The following is a 19,111-nucleotide window of genomic DNA, read 5'->3' as shown; positions in this document are numbered from 1 at the left end:
TAACATAAATTTCCTTCTCTTGATAAAAAAAACACTCCTATTGTTTTAAGGAGTGATCACTTAAAATACTAGGAGTGCGCCTCGATATTTATCTTTTTAGAAAAGTAACCCACAAAAACAATTACTTTCCTACCATTACTTCCCTTTTTAAAGTTCGGTTTAACTCACCCGAATTCATATAGGCTGTTCCCATTGCTATTAGAAGTAAAATTCCGGTTACCACAAATATGCTGTGGATTGGGAAGACTCCTGCTAAGTATCCTCCAAAAATTGGACCTATCATCCCGCCTACTTGGTTCGCTGTTTGGTTCAAACTAAATGCTCTGCCACGGAATTCTTCTGGTGTGGACTTCACGACTAGACCATTTAATGAAGGGTAAACAGCACAGAAGAAGATTCCATAAATAAAGCGGATAATGGAAAACCCCCATATATGTGTAAAAACCAGCTGTGCTAATGTACCAAGTCCACCGCCCATCAAACCAATAAATAGGACTCGTTGGAAACCAACTTTATCAGCCCATTTCCCCCAATAAGGTGCAAATAATGCACTCGCGACACCTGGCAGCGAAATCACAAATCCGGTAAGTAACGAAGCATAAGCGGAAGAACCACCGAGTTTTGTAATATATAAAGGAAGAAGCGGATCAATAATCATGATGGAACAACTGATAATTAAAGTTAAGATCAGGACAAGCATGAATGGTTTATTGCCCAGAGCCACTTTAAAGTCATTTTTAATATTGCTTTTTTCTTTTGCTGGCTTGAAATTTTCCTCTTTAACCCAGAAAATAATCAGGAATGTCGCCAGACCCACAATAATACCCGCAGTAGCAAATGCCCACCGATTACCTACTAATTCCGCCATTCCTCCGCCAAGCAGCGGTCCAATAATCATCCCTGACGCTGATGCAGAAGAAATAAGAGAAAGGGCATATCCGACTTTGTCATTTGGAGTGTTCGTACCGATTAATGCAATCGCTCCAGGAATGAATCCACTCAATAAGCCCTGTAAGATACGAAGTCCTAAAATTTGATACGGATTCGTCACAAAAGCCATTAATACATAGATAACAAAGAGTGCAAACCCTGCCCGAATAATCATCGGCTTTCTACCGTATTTGTCGGCCATACCACCCCAAAACGGAGTCGCTACCGCACCTGCAAAAAAGGCGGCACTGAAGATGAGCCCTGACCACATCTCGGTATTTTCATGAACCCCTATTTGTAAAAGAAATATCGGTAAAAAAGGAATCACCATTGAAAAACTGGCCGCAGTAAAAAAAACGCCAATCCAAAGTATCCACAAATTACGCTTCCAAGTTGGCACATCGTCCATCTCCCCAGCAAAGTAAATGTATTAAATTTTCCCCAATGTTAATTTTATAGTTTTATATTATCAGAAAAAAAAGTATTTTCATACTCGAAATATTCGGTTTAGGAAGTATTTTTTCAAAAAAGTCCCATGTGCTAGTTGGGTTGGTGCGCTTGGGACAGGTCCTATTTCTTCTGAAAGTTGATAAATGTAAAATTCGGTTGATAATAGTTTCCTGGCGGTTGATAAATTCCTATTTCCGGTTGATAAACTTTGAAAAACGGTTGATAATGGTTTGAAGCTCTCCTCTACACCTTTAAATCTATCCATAAAACGGATATTCTTTTGGGACATGATAGACTCTTGTCTTTTTATCGCCGGAAAAACGCAAATTTAAGGAGAGTAATAGTCTTTGGGCAATTCTAGCGTTTGGAAGATGGAGAAATCGGCGGAGTTCCTTATTGGTAATCGTGGGTTTTATGAGAAGAAAGTAATCACGGATTGCTTTTTCGTGGGCTGTTTTGGAGCAAGTATGGCAAAGGGGACAAATCCAGTTTTGTTTATGATAATGCATTCCTAATTTTCCGCAGCTCGGACATTGCACCCCTGTTAAAATTTCACTGGTGGCCATTTTGTATTCGGCTAGCATGGTGTGACTCCAGATGGATACATGACTATTGATAAGAGTCTTTGCTAATTTTTTAAGTGCTTTCTCGTTTAATTGTTCTTCTGGGTGAAGCCTATCCACTTTTTCTATCCTATTTTTGATATCAGGGGACTTGCATATTTTTTGATAGATTTGTTGGTGATCTGGATGTGTTTTTAATAGACCTTTTTTATTTGCAAAAACAACGATGTTTTCCACTGGTAGATTGGCCAAGCCGCATGATTGAAGCCAGTTTTGTAATTCATACTGTTGGCGTTCCGCTTGTAAAATGGGGCACGGATAGACCTCGGTGCTATCTCCCTTTGTTTGAATGAGCTGGTTTAATGGGGTATCTAAAAAGATAGTACCTGAGTAGTTTTTTGCTTCCAGAATGAAGGTGTAGTGTGAGGTAAGAATAAGCGTGTCGATTTGAAAGTGATACTGATCATTTTTTAGCCTAAGGCCATGGAAGATCAGATACCTCTTTTGGGACAGAGTGCTTAAATGGTAGTCGAGGCTTTTTTCACCGTGGTATCCAGATGAATAGGAGCCGAGGTCATTTTTAATAGTGGGAAGTTTGGGGTGATTGGGGTCAATTCTTTGCTCTAAGGCTTCACAAAATGGCACTTTTAATGGTTTTGGTCTTGGTTTTTTGATCAATTTTAACCCTCCTTTTTTCATTAAGTAGTTATTTCCTCACTTTTGGTCAATTTCCTGCCGAAAACCTGGCCCATTTTTTTCAAATTGATGACCTTTGTGAAATTTATCAACCGATTCTTTCAATTTATCAACCGATTCTACGAGTCTATCAACCGCAAAAATCCCCTTATCAACCGCCCCACCTATTTATCAACTCCCCGCCCCAAAACCTTGGTATTTCTATACTTTGTACCATTAAAATTGTGTTAATATCACTTTGCTCACCTTTTCACAAATCGTTCACTTTCACCTCTCATTTTAGTGATGGAAATCACGAGAACGATTTACAGAAAAGTTAAACTATAAATGTAATCAATAATAAAAAATATATAGGAGTTTAATTGGAGGGAAAAGATTATGAGTAAGTTTACTAGAGTGGCAGCAATGATGGTTACTTCTGTGTTAGTATTAAGCGCTTGCGGTGGTAAGGATAATTTAGTAGTGGAAAAAAAGGTTGAAGCAGAAGCAAATTCAAATGTCACAACACAAGTTTTCGGACCTCATGAACATGTAAACCAAAAACCTACTCCAATCAAGATAAACAGAATTGGCGAGCATGAAGTAAATGTGGAAATGACCGCTCAAATTACAGATATTGAAATTTCTAAAGGAGATATCTACAAAGCTTGGACCTTTAATGGTGAAGCACCTGGTCCAGTGGTTGTTGTGAATGAAGGCGATTTAATCAACTTCAAATTAACCAACATGGACCCAGCGGTACCGCATAGCATGGACTTTCACGCTGTGCATGCTGCCCCATCTGTTGATTTTGCAAACGTGATGCCAGATGAAACAGGTTCATTCACTTATCCAGCAAACAATCCTGGCGTGTTCATGTACCACTGCGGTACAAAACCAGTTTTATCTCATATCGCCAACGGAATGCACGGTATGATTATTGTGAAGCCTAAAGATGGCTATCCAACTGATAAGCAAATCGACCGTGAATATACGATTATTCAAAACGAATGGTACAAATACAATGACTTAGAAGATTTTACAAATGGCGTTCCTAAAAATGTTGTCTTCTCTACAAAAGCGTTAAAAGAAGGCGACCCTAATACAAATGGAACAGTCGGCGCTTTAGTTGACCATCCGCTTCTTGCAAAAGTTGGCGACAAGGTTAGATTATATGTATTAAACGTTGGTCCAAATGAAGTGAGCAGCTTCCACGTCGTAGGTACCGTTATGGATGATGTCTACATCGATGGAAACCCATACAACCAGATGAAAGGGATGCAAACGGTTATGCTTCCAGCTAGTGGTGGTGCGGTTGTAGAATTTACTGTAACAAAAGAAGGCAGCTATCCAATCGTCACACACCAATTCAACCATGTTACAAAAGGAGCCGTTGCGGTTCTGAAGGTGACAAAAGACGGTTTAGATGACGGCAGTGAAACAATGTCTCACTAAAATAATAGAAGCGCCGGTGGATTCGTTCCACCGGCGCTTTTGTTATAAATAGTCGATATGACCTTTTTTTGATAGTAATTGCGATTATCGTATCACCTTAAATTTTGGTGAAAATTTTTAAAAATTAAGGTACTTCCCTGCCATCCTATGGATTTTTCAACCGGGTTTGCCATTTTATCAACCGCTTTTACGGATTTATCAACCGCATCCGCCACTTTATCAACCGCCCAGCAAATTTATCAACTTTTTCCCCTCTCCACTCTAAAATCCCACAAAAAAAAGAATCCCCCCTAAGGAAGATCCCCATTAACCTTAATCCACAAAAACGCCCCAACCATCAGAATATCCACCATGCGGTTTACATAGCTCATCTACTTTTTTCTGCATCTTGACTATTTCACTATGGTTCAGCAGCATTTTTTTCGAAAAACTGCATAACCACTCATCGGTTTCATCATCTTGCTCTAAAAGGCAATTAAATCCTTCCCCTTTTAGTACTTGGGAAACCTTTTCACCTGTCGTTTTATTGGGTACTGCCACAAAAAATTCAACAGATTGAGGTTTTTTAAAACTTATCCCTTCATTATAAAGGCTTCGCAACGCTTCTCCATCAGCATCATTCGGAAATTTCATTCAATAGTTCCTCCATCTTATTTCACATCTAGTTTGACTATTATAGCACAGGAAACGCTCATCGAAATCCATCGAACGATAAGTTATCCCGATTTCCTAACCAATTGTAAGGTCGCTTGGTACAATGAAATATGATATTTTTGTGCTTCAAATTCTGGCTGTATCATCACATTGATGGTTAACTGAATATTTTCTTCCAAAAAGTAAGGGCTCATGACTTTTAATTGATGGCTCCATATTTCTTGTTCCGTTGGTGTCATCGTTCCTTCATTTCCCCACTCTTGAAAAATGGCAACAATGTTGGAAAGATAGTGGTAGCCCTTCTTTAAATCCATCATTTTCTCTGATAACTCTTCCAATATCTTTTTACTCTTTTTACCTAACGGGTTATATTTCAAACTATTGGAAGCTGTTGTTATATCTTTTTTTGCTTGGTGAAGTTCCTGCAGCAACCCTTTTACCCTAGCTTCGAGGGCCAGTCCCTCTGCTTGCCTACAACCAGTTTGAACCCATTCTCCTGTATCGATGAAAAACTTTGATAATTCACTAGAAAATTTTTCAAACCTTCTGATTGCTTGTTTCGTATAATTCGGCGGAAAAATAAGCATTTGAATCAAAATGGCGATCATCGCGCCAATTAAGGTATCTCTTATTCGATCCATCGCGTAATGTTTGGTTTTATGTTCGAAAACAAAAACCAGTAAAATCGTTAAAGCAACCTGATGAAGAACCGTCTCATCCCGCTTCATCCATTTGGCAATAAAAGTTCCTCCTAAAATAAGTAAACCAAGTGTCCAGCCGTTTACACTTAACTTACTTGCAATAAAAATCGTACTAACGATCCCAATCACAGTCCCAACCATTCGATGCCATGAATACCGTATCGATTGGTCAATCGTGGTTTGCATACAAAGGATAACGGATAATGGGGCCAGATAGGGATGATTGGATCCAAAAAGTTTGGCGATTTCCCATGAAAGACCAGAAGCCACCGCCATCTTCCAAATCAGTAAAGACTTATCTTCATAATGCTCTAATGTTTCGCGAGTATTTTGCATGTTAATACCTACTTTAATAATGTCATACAACCTTTTGTATTTTTTACATAAAAGTAGATTTATATTAAAAAATTACTCACTAGAAGATTGCTTTTTCACAACCCAAATACCAGCATCCAAGTTTGTTACATGTACAAAAATCGTGTTAATTGTGCTTTTTACTGGGCTATTCATTTCTTACTCTTATTAATAATGACGTCATTATTAGATTTCATCTATTGGTACAAGCAAAAAAAGTAAAGTCACATAGTATATGTCATCAAACTATTGGAGGTGATAGTTTTGAAAAACCAACCCGAAGATCCAAATGGATTAGTATTAATCGTTGTGTTTTTCATCCTCTTTATTATCACAGTTGGAATCAACTTCATGATAAAATAGCAGGTTACATCCTTTTCCGGTAAAAATGGGGCTCATCTCTATCCCTGTCCAGACATATAATCCGGTATTAGATATTTTAACAGCTTCACATGAAATTTATGGTAAAATATAGATAATCATAAATTATTATTGCTCAAAAAGGAGGTTGTGATGGTTTCCATTATATATACCATTCTATTAATAATCATTTTCCTTATTTTAGTAAGAAAAAAGAACGATGAGGAATCTAATTTTCCGTTAAAGGTAATAGGTTACTTTATTTTAGGCTCCTTCGCTTTTAATCTAAATCATATTGCACTTCCACTTGGGTTTGTGATTTATCTGTTATTTTTCCATCCTACATTAAATGGACATGTAAAACGTACAGCCGCTATCTGTGGAGTGGCTGCATTTTTACTTGTTCATTGGATCCTGCCAGGTACCATGGAAGCATGGGAAAGTCGTCCACATTTTATTAAACAAGAAATCGAATCCGTTTATACAATGGACTTTCCTTACCAATTGAAAATGGTAAAAGAGAAATTCAAACTCGAAAACAATGATCTAAAACTTGAGGATTTTGAAGTAGAATATTTGAAAGATGGTTCCATTAAAGATTTGAGTTGGCAACTTGCAACACCTAATAATGGCAAATATACCATATATCAAATCCGTTATGAACTAGGAAAAAATAGATATCGTGTGACGAAGAGCCAGGCTGATACTTGGTTTCATTATGACCGGTTAATCGATGCTCAACATTTCTTCGAACATATCAAAACACTTAATATGAAAGAAATTACTCTAGGTAAAGGTGACTATCCATACTATGTCATTCAAAGTACAGGCGAAAGAGTAAATTACGCAGCTGAAGACGAATCACTTTTTATCGTAAAAAATGGTGAAATACAATCAATTGATAAAAACCAACTTCCTGTTGAGGGTTATATGATTAGAACCTTTGCGATGGAAAAAACGGGAGAACAAAGAAATAAACAAGGGAATCTCACACAAGAAAGCTTCGAAGGAACTGATACATCTACTTATTTTGTTATAGAATAAGAAAAGCGCAAGCGCCTTGGTTAGCCCCGACAAGCAAATGTTCTCTAGCGTAAGAAGTTTGAACTTTGACTTCTTACGCTAGAGGTTATTTGACCTCGAGGGGCTAGGCGCTGGAGCTAGACAATTTTCGAAGTCCAAAGAAATTATGCTTTCTTATCCTATAAAAAAAGCCTTACTTCTTACAACTTAAGAAGTAAGGCTAACTGAATAGAAGTACTATGTTATACCTCACGAACTTTTATCCTCCAAATCATATGATGGGCTCCTTCTCCCCAATAATCTTTTAACAAATAATCTGGTTCTCCAAATTTCTTTTGCCAGATTTTTTGTGCATTTCTATATCCGGAATCTAAACAAAATTCTTTTATTCCTCTATTCTTTAAAGCAGCATTCATAGATTCTAATAGTTGATTACCTATGCCTCTTTTTTGATAATTGGGGTGTACAAATACTGTTCCCACTTCATTCATACCTTTCCATGCATGATTAGTACATTGGTTTATAAGCTCACTTGCTGGACCATATTCTATTGTGCCAATTATTTGGTCGCCATCTTGAGCAATTAGAAAATATCTATCTTTACCGCCACTTTCGATATCTCTATTTAGGTAGTTGTTCTTCGTTTCGATTTCATCTTTCATATCCTCTAACAAATGCCCGATACCCTCTTTATGAAAAGTATCAGTTATGACCAATCTGAATAACTCTTTTAATTGGTTTACATCCTTTACTCTTGGTCTTCTTATGACAAGATTCATTTTCTAACACCTTTCATTTTTATAAAAATCTGTCCTACATAGCAGAATAGTAAAAATAGGCTTGTTTGGAATTTGAGTTTAAATTCAAGTACTAACAATAATAGCCATCAAAAAATGGTTATTTATAGTTTTCAAGGTATTGTCCCTTTTCAAAAATATCTTTTGAACTTAGGGCGGTCCATTCCTCCGGCGTTTCATTCGGGTGTAACTCGAGATACGATTTGACCATTTTATATCCTTCACTATAACCATAAAACCTTGGAAGGTCTTTTCCACCCCTAATAATTTCTAATGACCGCATCAAGTCATACTTTTCAAGATCTGGTTCAACTTTTGACCAGTTATCTTTGTTGTAGGTTAAATCAACTGGAGTAAAATCTATTTCGGGATATACTACCTTTTCATACATGACTGCTTTTCCTTCAAATATAAGATTATCTAATACAGAAACGGAACTATTTTTATTCAAATATTTTTCAGTCCAGACACTGTGATGGTATTCATGGGCTAAACCTGCTCTTATTGCATCATCGGTGTAGTATCTATTATAAAGGACAATAATTTTCCCCGCTCCAACTGTTACCATTGCTGCGTTTACATTTGTGGAAGGAAAAACACAAACTGTTGTTTCTTTTTCTGAAGATAGAAGGTTTGAGGATTTTATGAGAGCTTCTCTGATTATTTTATCGGTTTCTTTACTCTCCATTTTTTCGGTTAATATCTCCATTTCAGTTAAACGTTCCGGAGCTACATTTAGGATGGAATCGGCCATATGAAGGTATTCTCCATTTTGGAAGCAATCATTGTAAATAGGTTTAATTACCTCTTCTTTATAAATGTCCATTTTAGAATGACTAGGTTTATCTTTGACCTTAGCTATATAGTTAGGAAAAAACTTATAGGCATTGACTATTTTGTATTTTTGTTTTGTTTGAGGGTGTTCAAAAGAAGAAACAATATTTTCATATATTTGTTTTTCATTTGATTCGGAGAGGCTTTTCTTCGTTTTTTCTGTTTGCGTACAGGAAGTCAGTGAAAGAAGTAAATAGATTAGAATAAATGTTGTACCTATTTTTAGAAAGTATTTCAACAAAATCCCCCATTTAAAGAAGCATTTATGATAATTTCAAACTATTAAATCTACATAAATTTTACCATATTTTAGGTATAAGTAACTATTTATTTAGATGTATTAAGCATCTATCTCTAAAGTAAAAACACATGGAAAAGGCTTTACTTCTCCCTGAAGTAAAGCCCCTAGTTACGGTATTTGTTCTACTTGTTGTTATGAATCTAATTTAAACTTTTCAATTTCGACTTTTAAATCATTGATTAAATCGTTTAACTCTTGCGCTGAATCTGAAACAACGACAATTGCATTTAATTGTTCTTCGATACTAGAAGTAACTTGTTCAGTAGAAGCCGCCGATTCTTCACTTACTGCGGCGATGCTTTCAACTGCCTTTGAAACATTATCTTTAGAAGTAACAAGTAATTGAATGTTTTCGTTGACATCTTCAATGATTGATTGGATTCCACTTACAGAACCTGCAATCTGATTAAACGACTCTTCTGTTAGCACCACAGCATCAAGCTGTTCCTTTGCTAAAAGTTTCGTTTTATCCATTTCCTTATTCGCAATATCTGTTACTTCCATTATACCTGATAAGGTTTGGCGAACTTTATCAGTTGCTAGAGAAGTTTCTTCCGCCAGCTTTCTCACTTCACTTGCAACCACCGCAAAACCTTTACCATGTTCACCAGCACGAGCAGCTTCAATGGAAGCATTTAACGCTAGAAGGTTGGTTTGCTCTGAAATGGAATTGATTGTCTTGATTATTAATTCTATCTCTTTTACTTTTTCAGTAAGTGTTTCCATTACTTCTTTAGTTTGTGATACGGAAGTTTCCGTATCATTGGATTTTACTTTAAGCGTGCTTACGCTTGTCAATCCAAATTGATTAGATGCTACTACTTGTTTAGAAGCAGCGCTCATTAATTCGGTTTTATCTGACATTTCTTGAATTTGACTTGCTAATTCAATAGTGGCATTAAATGTATCATCGGCATCACTAGCTTGTTGAACAGCCCCTTTAGAAATTTCACTTATGGCCTTCCCAATCTCTTCACTAGAAGCGGTCGTTTCTTCTGCAACAGCACTTAGATTTTGAGAGGTGCTTGTAATACTATGAACAGAATTATTCACCTTGCTAATTAATGCTTTTAAATTCACGACCATTAAACTGAAACTATTGACTAGTTCCCCAATTTCATCTGAGCGATCTGTAGTATTAACTTTTACTGATAAGTTTCCATTTGCCACTTCTGCCGCATGATTCGTAATGGCTGTGATTGGCTTTGACATTCTTTTTGCAAAATAGTACGAAAGGAATCCACCGATGATGACGGAGAGAAATAAGGTAATAACTAGAGCTAAGAGAACTTGATTGGCCCCTTTATTAAAGTCCATTTTATAGGTTCCAGCCGAAATGACCCAACCCCAATTTGGATCGATTTTATTATAGGAAATCTTCTTTTCAATTGCCTTATCATCATTTGGCAATGCCCAGCTATACTCGACAAAACCACCACCATTTTTTGCTACTTTTATTTGCTCTTGAACGAGTAATTTGCCATCTACATCTTTCGTTTCCCATACATTTTTACCTTCTATGGATGGATGAGCCACTTCAAGGCCATCTTTATCATATACCACAAAATATCCATATTCCCCTAAATCAACGGGATTTGAAATGGTACGTTTTCCATCTGCATTCATCTTACCGATTAAGTATTCTTTTACTCTTTCTTGTGCATCTTCTAAAGAGAGCTCTCCATTTTCAACTTGTTTATTAGTTGAATCGATTAATTGGATAGCCATTTCGACACCATTTTGTAAAGTGGTTTTGCCTAATCTGTCCATTTGATCTTTTGAGATAAAGTAAGCAACTGTTCCAATAATAATATTCGGTACTATTAATACGATTAACATCATCGATATTAACTTATGACCAATTTTCAACTTCATTTTTCTCCCCAACCTTCATAATCTTTATATGATTATGTATCGACCTTATCCATTTAAAGATGAAGGTATTAAGCGCTGGTAAATGTTTGCAATTACTTCAAATTAATAACAACTGTTTCAAAATCGTGTATTTCAAATTTCAATATTTCCTGTTTATCAGCACAAAAAAAAGCGAGAATTCCTAGATGAATGAATCCTCGCTAAGGTCATATTTGCTTTAAAGTTTCACTTAGTCCTCTATTCTTCAAGGCAATATTCATAGATTCTAATAGTCGATTACCAATGCCTCGAAAGTTAATGCCTCTCTAACATCTAACATAAATTACTATTTTAAAGGAATACTACCTTTTATACATTTTTAAAAAAGGAGGGCTATATCCATTGAAAAAAAGGGGTTTTATTCTTTTACTTTTACTAATTGGTTTATCTCCCATTATGGTAAATGCGCATGTAAAATGGTTTACGGAGAAGGAGCCGGAAAAGGTTCCTATTGAAGAAATCCTTTCAACTGAATTTATAGTGTTATCCTTACTCATTGCGCTTTTTTTAGCATTATTATCCCAATTCATACCACAGCTAATGAAAATTCCCGGTGTCTCCCGCATCGATATGAAGTTAGATGGGTATCGGAAATACTCTCGTTACATTCTTAAATACGGTACAGCGGTTGCATTTATTTTACAAGTGCTCAAAGGAACGATGTTTGCACCTGAGTTCTCTATCCATCATACTTGGCAAACCGTTCTCATGTGGATCATTATTGTTTTACTGTTCATTCCCCATCATTTTGCAACAAAAATAGCTTCCATCATCATGCTTGGTTTATATATTCATATATGGAGTTATTCAGGTTGGTTTCATATGCTGGATTATGGATTTTACCTGGCTATTATCGGTGTTTTATTGGTTGGAAAAACGAGATTGGAGACAGCAGGGTTCCCTTTTCTTTACCTTGGAACAGGTTTAAGTTTATGCTGGGTTGCTGTGGAAAAATGGGTCTATCCTATTATGACAACAGATATTATCCACCGCCATCATGTCCCTACTTTTGGTTTTGCACCTGAACTATTTGTTGTTCTCTCCGCGTTTATTGAATTTGTCGTTGGTTACTTGTTAGTCGTTGGTATTCTTAACCGGCTATTGGCCGTAGTCGTCACCATTTTATTTATCCTAACAACGACCATATTTGGCTACACAGAAGTAGTAGGTCATGGAATGATTCATATTGTTTTAATCATTTTTATAATCGAAGGAATATCCTTTTATCATCCACCCATTACTATGCATAAGACCCGCTTGGACCAAATGATCTTTGTTTTCCTAAACTTTTTATTTGTGCTAAGTACATTTTTACTGATCTATTATCGATTTGCATAAAGGCTTAGAATGGAACTACTTGGAAGGACTCTCTAGAAGAGATTATTGAATAGCATTTTCACATCAAGGAAATTTCGTCATGATAAGGAATCCGAAATTAACTCATATGATTTACAAAAAAGCGAGAATTCAAAATTGAATCCTCGCTAACTCTTTTTTATACTTTGTATCCTTAATCCATCTACCGCTTTAAATAAGCGATTCCATCTGGATGAATTCCCACATCAATGCGAGATTCTTCCTTTAAGGTAGTCATGTTAATTACGGAAATATCATTTGTTTTATTGTTTGCTACAAATGCAAAAGTGCCTTCTGTATTAAAAACAATGCCGCCAGCCCAGCTGCCTACCGGAATTCGTTTGATTTCCCAAGGACGTACCTGGTCGTTTATTTTTTGTTCCGTTAAGATAACGGAAACATCACTAGAATCACGGTTCGCTATTAGGGCATACTTTCCATCTGGTGAAAAAACAAGACGGACCGGAACTTTTCCGACACGACGTTTATGCAGAACCTTGTACGAATTGATATCCATCACAAACAACGTATCATCGTCTTGGTTCGCAACATACAGTAGCTCTCCATTTGGATGAACAGCTACTCCCTCAGGACCAGGTCCTACTGGAAAGTGATTCACGATTTCCTCTGTTTCCACGTCAATTACTGTGATATTATGACTACCGATATTTGGAACATAAACGGTTTTTCCATCTGGTGAAAAAGAAATCATATGGGACCACTTTTGAAAAGTTGGAATGACTTTTTCAATTTCATCCGTTTCAGTATTAATAATAAACACCTTTTCACTGTAAGTGGAGGCTAAATAAAGCTTCTTACCATCCTTTGTTAAGCCAAGGCCATGCGGAAAATTAAAATCCGGATGCTCCAGTCTTTTCACAATTTCATATGTATCGTTGTCAATCACATCAAGCTTATTCCCTAACGAACAAGCCACATACGTTTTTTTACCATCAGGAGTAATAATGACTTCATGCGGGTTATGATCCGTTTCTATTGTTCTTTCAATCTCATTTGTTTCTAAGTTAACGATTGATATCGTATCTTCATCTTTATTTAAGACAATTAGATGCTCTGCCATCTTCTTTCCTCCCTACTATTGATATCTGAATTTTAACACAATTATTTCGAGAATAGAAATAGAATCCTTTTTATAAAAGGCTATGTTAATTATCTCTGTTAAATTGGCACAAATGGCTAGAGTAGTAGGGTTTATCGGACACACGTTCCGTTATATGACAAAAATGTTTGTTTTTAAAGAATTAAAGGACTATGGTTCCGCTATTTCACTAAAAGTGGCCCTTTGCCTATGAAATAAAGTGAATAACGGAACCTGAGTCCTTTAAAGTAGAAAAAACGCCTTATTTTAGGGGAATAACGGAATGTGTGTCCTATAAATTTAACATCCATACTACTCCTTAAATAACTATAAAAAAAGGGTGTCAGAAACTGCACCAACGCAGTATCTGACACCCTATTAATCTATAGATTAGTCTCTATCTTGATCATCATGGTCTTCATCTTTATCGTGATCTTCACGATCTTTGTCGCCATCATGGTGATGCTTATCTTTATGCTTCTTTAATTCTTCACGGTGTTTCTTTTCAGCCTTCTTAGCTTCTTCACGTTTCTTTTCTTCGGCTTTTTTTGCTTCTTTGCGCTTCTTTTCTTCTGCCTTTTTAGCTTCTTCGCGTTTCTTTTCTTCCGCTTTCTTTACAGCTTCTTGTTCCTTTTTCTTTTGTTCTTCCATAGCTTTAGCCGTTTTCTTAGCTACTTCTTTATTGATTTTCTCAACCTCTTTTGTTTCTTCTTGTTCCGCTTTCTCTTCCTTCTCACTTAATTCTGCTTCAAGATGAGTCTTTTTAGCTGCTGCTTCTTCAGCTGATATTTCACCGCTAGCTAATTCAGCTTCCATTTCACTCATCTTCTTTTCAAATTTTGCTTCTGCTTCTTCAAGCTTTTTATACTTTTTATCTAACTTTTGGAATGATTTTTGAATGTTTTTCATGATTGCTTTTTGAGCTTTAGGATTCTCAATTTTTGCTAAAACTACTAGCAGTGCATCAATATTATGGGCTAACTTGCTTTCAACTTCTGTTGCTTCAGTGTCTTCTGTCACCACTGTTTCTTCTGCCTTGTCTTCTTCCGCAACTACTGCTTCATCTGTTGCTTCAGCTTCCTCTGCTACTTCTGTTTCATCTGTTGCTTTATCTTCTTCTGCAACGTCTGTTTCATTTGTTACTTCTGTTTCTTCGCCAACAACTTCTTTATCTTCTTCTGTAGTATCTACTGTCGTTCCTTCTGCTGAATCATCTGTTACAGAAACTTCAGATTCTGGTAACTTTTCTGCAGCAAGTTCTTGAGTTGCGATAGCTTCTTGAAGAACTTTTTCTGCTTCTTCTTTATCTCCTTTTGCAAGTAACGCATTTGCTTCTGCAATACGCTCAGCAGCATACTTAGCTAATAGCTGTGCCTCTTTATAGTCGTCCGTCGTTACGGCTAGACGAACCTTTTCAATCATCATTTTTACAAAATAAAAGAAGTCACCAGGGATTAATGATGGTTCCTCCATGTCTTCTTGTGGAGCTTGTACAACCGTTGTATCTTGAGTAGTTACATCTGTTTCTTCCGTTGTTTCCGTTGTTTGAGTACCGTCTTGTGAAATAACGTCTGTTGTTGGTGCTTCGACGTTTGATACTTCTTCTGTTGCCGTAGATGAACCAGTCACTTGGTCATCTGCAAATGCACTTCCTGCTCCTACTGAAAAAGTAAGCGCTAATGCTGAAACACCTTTTACGACAAAACCAGTCAAATTCTTGTTTTTCATCATGATTTTTTTCCCCCTATGTATTGGTTACTAAAAACTACGTCGAATAAATAGGGGGTTTGTCGGTACTAGTAAAATTACTTTTTAAAACACTACTAAAGTCTATTTTTTCAAACCTATCATACTCCTCCTAAAAATTATTTCACCAAAATTTAACATATATAGAACATACCTCCTAAAGTATTAAAAAAATAGTGATATTTCACCTAAATAGGTATTTACTCCCTATAAAATACGTTATATAAATATAAGTAATAAACTTAGTCCTATGCACATAGTGGAAATGTTCTATTATTAACTTTAGGAGGAAGAAATGAACATCTTTAAGAAAAACGCAATCGAAAAAGTTAATATGACAAATATGGAACTTTCTTTATTAGCTTCAGGGGATGGTACCGAGGTCATTCATCATAAATTACACCCTGGTGCCCGTTTAGCTATGATTCCTGAAGAAGGATGGACCGCCATGGAGCATATGTACATTCTATCTGGTCAATTAATCTATCAATCTCCAAAAGGTGAAGTACTTTTAGAGCAAGGTGATTCCTTTTTTGCCAGCCCGATACAGGAACATGTAATTTTTATTGCAAAAACAGAGGTCCAGCTTCTCTATGTCACCTCTCAACCACAATTTCATGCGTATAGTAATTCCGTTCGAAACATGATGGACTTGGCCGTTTCCGTCGAGCAAAAAGATGGATATACAGCAGATCATTGCAATCGAATTAAAGAACTATCCATGATGGTTGGTGAAGTAATGGGGCTATCCCCTGACGAACTGTACATATTAAATTTAGCTGCATTTCTCCATGACATTGGAAAAATTAAAGTCCCGAATGAAATTCTAAATAAACCGGCTGGACTTACTGATGATGAATACGAAATCATGAAACAGCACACGACTTGGGGACGAGAAACTTTAACTGCAACTGAAATTGTTGACTTAGTGAAAGCTGGAGAAATTGTGGAACAACATCATGAGCGGTTTGATGGAAAAGGATATCCAAATCAGCTTAAAGGAGAAGAAATTCGAATTGAAGCTGCGATTATTACCGTTGTAGACGCTTTTGACGCTATGACCTCTGATCGGGTTTACCGAAAAGGAATGGAAAAGGACATAGCTCTAAATGAGATTATGAAAAATAAAGGGACGATGTTTCATCCATTAGTGGTAGACGCATTCTTCTCTATTAAAGATCAAATCCATTAAAGGAGGTGTGATTATGAAAAGATTTTTACTAGCTATTGCCATTGTTGCTATGCTACAAACCGTTTTCGTTGGTGTTGCTGGGGCTGAATATTTACAGAAATCCGACCAAACTATTTCGGTTAATACTGGACTTGGCCTTTATTCGCCATTAAATACTGGCAGCTTAACGTTTAAAACTCAAGAAGCTATCCATGATTTATTAGGGGACACTACAGGATTAGATGTTGACCATTATTATCTTTGGGTGGAAGTAGACGGCAACCAATTACTTGGTGTTGATCCAATCCGCGCTATGTATTAATAAACACCAAAAAGGACCTAAGAGATTAGGTCTTTTTTTATTGGCTTTTTTGTAAGACATTGTCATTTTTGTGAATATATCAAAAAAAGCAAGAAAAGATTATTTTTAATGTGATATAAGTCACATTATTACGCGACCTTTATCCTATATATTTAGATAGTTTACAATATACTCTGCTGAAATATTTATTTGAATTTCCAATTCTTAGGTCCTCTACGAGACTTTTAACTAACTATATATTAGGTGACTTTATGATAAATAAAATTGATGAGTGGCTAAACCGTCCAACTTATTTTCGTTATTGGTTTGTTATTATCTTAATTATCAATATCATGTATTGGGATTATTTTGAGCAACAACATCTATTTGTTTTTTATATTCTAGCAAACATCTTTTTAGGAATCGGTTTTTACGACCAGTCTACCCTATTTTTATTTGTCGCGACAACTTTAGTTGCCTTGACAAGATTTTTACTAGATCCCTATCAAACAACGATGCTCACTTTCATTATTCTTTTGTTAACCTATTTTTTAGTCGTAGTGATTTCTTCTGGACTCATTAAACGTAATAAAAAAATTAAAAGGTCCAAACTAGAGTTAATCTCAGCTTTATCGAATGCTCTAGATTCTAGAGATCCTTACACGATGCATCATTCTAACAACGTAGCACAATATTCTCTAGAAATAGCTAAAAAAATGAATCTATCTGATTCATTATGTGACGTCATTTATAAAGGGGCTTTGCTTCATGACATCGGGAAAATTGGAGTTCCCGAAAACATTCTACTGAAGCCTTCTAAATTAACAAATGATGAATATACAAAAATCAAACTGCATTCATCCATAGGGCATGAAATTATAAAACATGTTTCAGATTTTAACGGCACTGGAATTTTAGACATTGTTTTATATCATCATGAAAGATATGACGGTAAAGGCTATCCACTTGGATTAAAGGGGGAAGAAATTCCTTTAGTTGCGAGAATTGTAGCCATCGCAGATACGTTTGATGCGATGATCTCTAAGCGGGTATACAGGGATGAAATGGATTTAGATAGTACTCTTGAAGAAATAAGAAATAACAGAGGAACACATTTTGATCCGAAAATTACCGATGTGTTTCTCAGTCTGTACGAAAATGATGCAACCGTTTGGAAAGATAAAGAACAGAAGATTGCTAATTAGATATTCACTATCAAAAAAATGCCATCTCAAATCTTTTTATAGGTTGAGAAGGCATTTTTTTGAGTTAGCCACTAGTTGTCTATTTAACCTGCGTTAATAATGCTGTAACCAGTTTGCTTAAAGTCTCTTTTCCAATAAAGGGGGCAAGACTTGCAAGAATATCTGAGTTCAAATTTTCTACATCTACATTTTGGATTAGATCTTCTATGTTTTCTTTACTTAAAAATGGAGCAAGCTTTACGATTCTGCTTGCATCTAAATTACCCTCTATCACTTGATTGACAAGCAAATGAAGCGTTTCACCACTTAAAAACGGAGCCAGTTTTTCAACTTTTTTCCAACTTATAGTACCTTCCTTTGCTTGATGAACTAGTTTCTCTAATTGGTCTTCTTCCAGAAATGGTGCAAGACTTACAATCTGTTCGGCATCGACACTTCCATCCACCACCCAGTCTACGATACGAGTCATAGATTGCCTACTCAAAAAAGGAGCCAGTGCTCGAACCTGTTCCCACCCCATTTGACCATCTTCCAATCTTAGAACTAGTTTATCTAAGCTTTCCTTTTTTAAAAAAGGAGCAAGACCCATTAGCTGATGTACTTCTAATGTAGCAGGTTTTTCTACTAACTCCATTAATAGTTCTTGATTAAGAAACGGAGCGATTTTTGAGATAACATCCCAGTTCACTTCGTTTTCTGTTGCATGTCGTACAAGCTCTGATAAGGATTCTGTACCTAGAAATGGAGCAAGCCTAGTTATGAATTCAAAATTGATGTTTTTGACATTTAAGTTTTCCGAAACCTTATTTAGTGTACTTGCCTTAATGAGAGGAGCAACTTCCGTTAGGTCCTCCATATTGACTTCTCCATTATTAATCATAGCCGCAACTTGCTCTGTCCGATTTTCAGAAATTTCTTCTACTAATTTACCAACTTTTGAGACACTCTGATTTTCCCCAGCACTCATTAATTCATCAATCGAAATTCCGAAAAATTTAGCGATCATAGGAAGGGTAGCAATATCCGGAAGCGAGTCCCCTCTTTCCCATTTAGACACAGCTTGATGACTGACATTCAGTTGTTCAGCAAGTTCTATTTGCGTCATATCCTTCTCTTTACGAAGCTTCGAGATATACGCTCCAATTTTACGTGTATCGAGCATTCAAACTCCCCCTAGGCAAAATATCCAGTGCGCACTGTTACGATAATCTTAGCATAGCGA

The 19,111-nt window shown here is 36.3% G+C and carries 16 protein-coding genes; 6 read left to right on the top strand and 10 right to left on the bottom strand.

Annotated features, from left to right (window positions below):
* Positions 1-121: 121 nt before the first annotated feature.
* Together ACSBPO_RS02825 and ACSBPO_RS02820 are read right to left on the bottom strand one after the other, a co-directional pair.
* Positions 122-1,330: an MFS transporter gene (locus tag ACSBPO_RS02825; RefSeq protein WP_442598571.1), complete on the bottom strand. Its 1,209-nt coding sequence runs from the start codon at positions 1,328-1,330 to the stop codon at positions 122-124.
* Between the two features lie 307 nt (positions 1,331-1,637).
* Positions 1,638-2,621, bottom strand: a complete 984-nt coding sequence (locus ACSBPO_RS02820) for a nuclease-related domain-containing protein (RefSeq protein WP_442598570.1) — start codon at positions 2,619-2,621, stop codon at positions 1,638-1,640.
* Between the two features lie 396 nt (positions 2,622-3,017).
* Between ACSBPO_RS02820 and ACSBPO_RS02815 the strand changes: the two genes are divergently transcribed.
* A complete protein-coding gene (locus ACSBPO_RS02815; RefSeq protein WP_442598569.1) occupies positions 3,018-4,073 on the top strand; it encodes a multicopper oxidase domain-containing protein in 1,056 nt (351 codons plus the stop codon).
* 312 nt (positions 4,074-4,385) lie between these two features.
* Here the strand turns inward: ACSBPO_RS02815 and ACSBPO_RS02810 are convergent, their stop codons facing one another.
* Positions 4,386-4,706, bottom strand: a complete 321-nt coding sequence (locus tag ACSBPO_RS02810; protein ID WP_442598568.1) for a ribonuclease E inhibitor RraB — start codon at positions 4,704-4,706, stop codon at positions 4,386-4,388.
* 83 nt (positions 4,707-4,789) lie between these two features.
* Positions 4,790-5,764, bottom strand: coding sequence for an FUSC family protein (locus tag ACSBPO_RS02805; RefSeq protein ID WP_442598567.1), 975 nt, complete (start codon positions 5,762-5,764; stop codon positions 4,790-4,792).
* A gap of 531 nt (positions 5,765-6,295) precedes the next feature.
* On the opposite strand from ACSBPO_RS02805, the gene ACSBPO_RS02800 reads away from it, so the two are divergent.
* Positions 6,296-7,186 (top strand): hypothetical protein, encoded by an 891-nt coding sequence (locus ACSBPO_RS02800; RefSeq protein ID WP_442598566.1) that lies wholly within the window; start codon positions 6,296-6,298, stop codon positions 7,184-7,186.
* 221 nt (positions 7,187-7,407) lie between these two features.
* Here the strand turns inward: ACSBPO_RS02800 and ACSBPO_RS02795 are convergent, their stop codons facing one another.
* The 3 genes from ACSBPO_RS02795 to ACSBPO_RS02785 all read right to left on the bottom strand — a co-directional run bounded on the left by ACSBPO_RS02795 (position 7,408) and on the right by ACSBPO_RS02785 (position 10,972).
* A complete protein-coding gene (locus ACSBPO_RS02795) occupies positions 7,408-7,944 on the bottom strand; it encodes a GNAT family N-acetyltransferase (RefSeq protein WP_442598565.1) in 537 nt (178 codons plus the stop codon).
* Positions 7,945-8,062: 118 nt separating this feature from the next.
* A complete protein-coding gene (locus ACSBPO_RS02790; protein WP_442598564.1) occupies positions 8,063-9,034 on the bottom strand; it encodes a DUF2268 domain-containing putative Zn-dependent protease in 972 nt (323 codons plus the stop codon).
* A 195-nt stretch (positions 9,035-9,229) separates the two neighbouring features.
* Positions 9,230-10,972, bottom strand: a complete 1,743-nt coding sequence (locus ACSBPO_RS02785) for a methyl-accepting chemotaxis protein (protein WP_442598563.1) — start codon at positions 10,970-10,972, stop codon at positions 9,230-9,232.
* 381 nt (positions 10,973-11,353) lie between these two features.
* Here ACSBPO_RS02785 and ACSBPO_RS02780 point away from each other — a divergent pair, with 381 nt between their 5' ends.
* Entirely contained in the window at positions 11,354-12,349 is a 996-nt protein-coding gene (locus ACSBPO_RS02780) for a DoxX family membrane protein (protein ID WP_442598561.1), read from the top strand.
* A 181-nt stretch (positions 12,350-12,530) separates the two neighbouring features.
* Here the strand turns inward: ACSBPO_RS02780 and ACSBPO_RS02775 are convergent, their stop codons facing one another.
* Both ACSBPO_RS02775 and ACSBPO_RS02770 read right to left on the bottom strand, forming a co-directional pair.
* Positions 12,531-13,448, bottom strand: a complete 918-nt coding sequence (locus ACSBPO_RS02775; protein WP_442598559.1) for a YncE family protein — start codon at positions 13,446-13,448, stop codon at positions 12,531-12,533.
* Between the two features lie 408 nt (positions 13,449-13,856).
* Positions 13,857-15,197 carry a hypothetical protein gene (locus ACSBPO_RS02770; protein WP_442598557.1) on the bottom strand — a complete coding sequence of 447 codons (1,341 nt, stop codon included), beginning with the start codon at positions 15,195-15,197 and terminating at the stop codon, positions 13,857-13,859.
* 310 nt (positions 15,198-15,507) lie between these two features.
* Between ACSBPO_RS02770 and ACSBPO_RS02765 the strand changes: the two genes are divergently transcribed.
* The 3 genes from ACSBPO_RS02765 to ACSBPO_RS02755 all read left to right on the top strand — a co-directional run bounded on the left by ACSBPO_RS02765 (position 15,508) and on the right by ACSBPO_RS02755 (position 17,889).
* Entirely contained in the window at positions 15,508-16,404 is an 897-nt protein-coding gene (locus ACSBPO_RS02765) for an HD domain-containing phosphohydrolase (protein ID WP_442598555.1), read from the top strand.
* A 13-nt stretch (positions 16,405-16,417) separates the two neighbouring features.
* A complete protein-coding gene (locus ACSBPO_RS02760) occupies positions 16,418-16,705 on the top strand; it encodes a hypothetical protein (RefSeq protein ID WP_442598553.1) in 288 nt (95 codons plus the stop codon).
* A 251-nt stretch (positions 16,706-16,956) separates the two neighbouring features.
* Positions 16,957-17,889: an HD-GYP domain-containing protein gene (locus ACSBPO_RS02755; RefSeq protein WP_442598551.1), complete on the top strand. Its 933-nt coding sequence runs from the start codon at positions 16,957-16,959 to the stop codon at positions 17,887-17,889.
* 79 nt (positions 17,890-17,968) lie between these two features.
* Here ACSBPO_RS02755 and ACSBPO_RS02750 read toward each other — a convergent pair whose 3' ends face one another.
* On the bottom strand, positions 17,969-19,051 hold the full coding sequence (locus tag ACSBPO_RS02750) for a helix-turn-helix domain-containing protein (protein WP_442598549.1): 1,083 nt from the start codon (positions 19,049-19,051) through the stop codon (positions 17,969-17,971).
* Between the last annotated feature and the right edge of the window lie 60 nt (positions 19,052-19,111).

This window comes from Neobacillus sp. D3-1R (assembly GCF_052180215.1).
In the GTDB taxonomy this organism is placed as follows: Bacteria; Bacillota; Bacilli; order Bacillales; family Cytobacillaceae; genus Pseudoneobacillus.
Note: the sequence above shows the minus strand (reverse complement) of the source record. Positions and strands in the feature narration are given on the sequence as shown.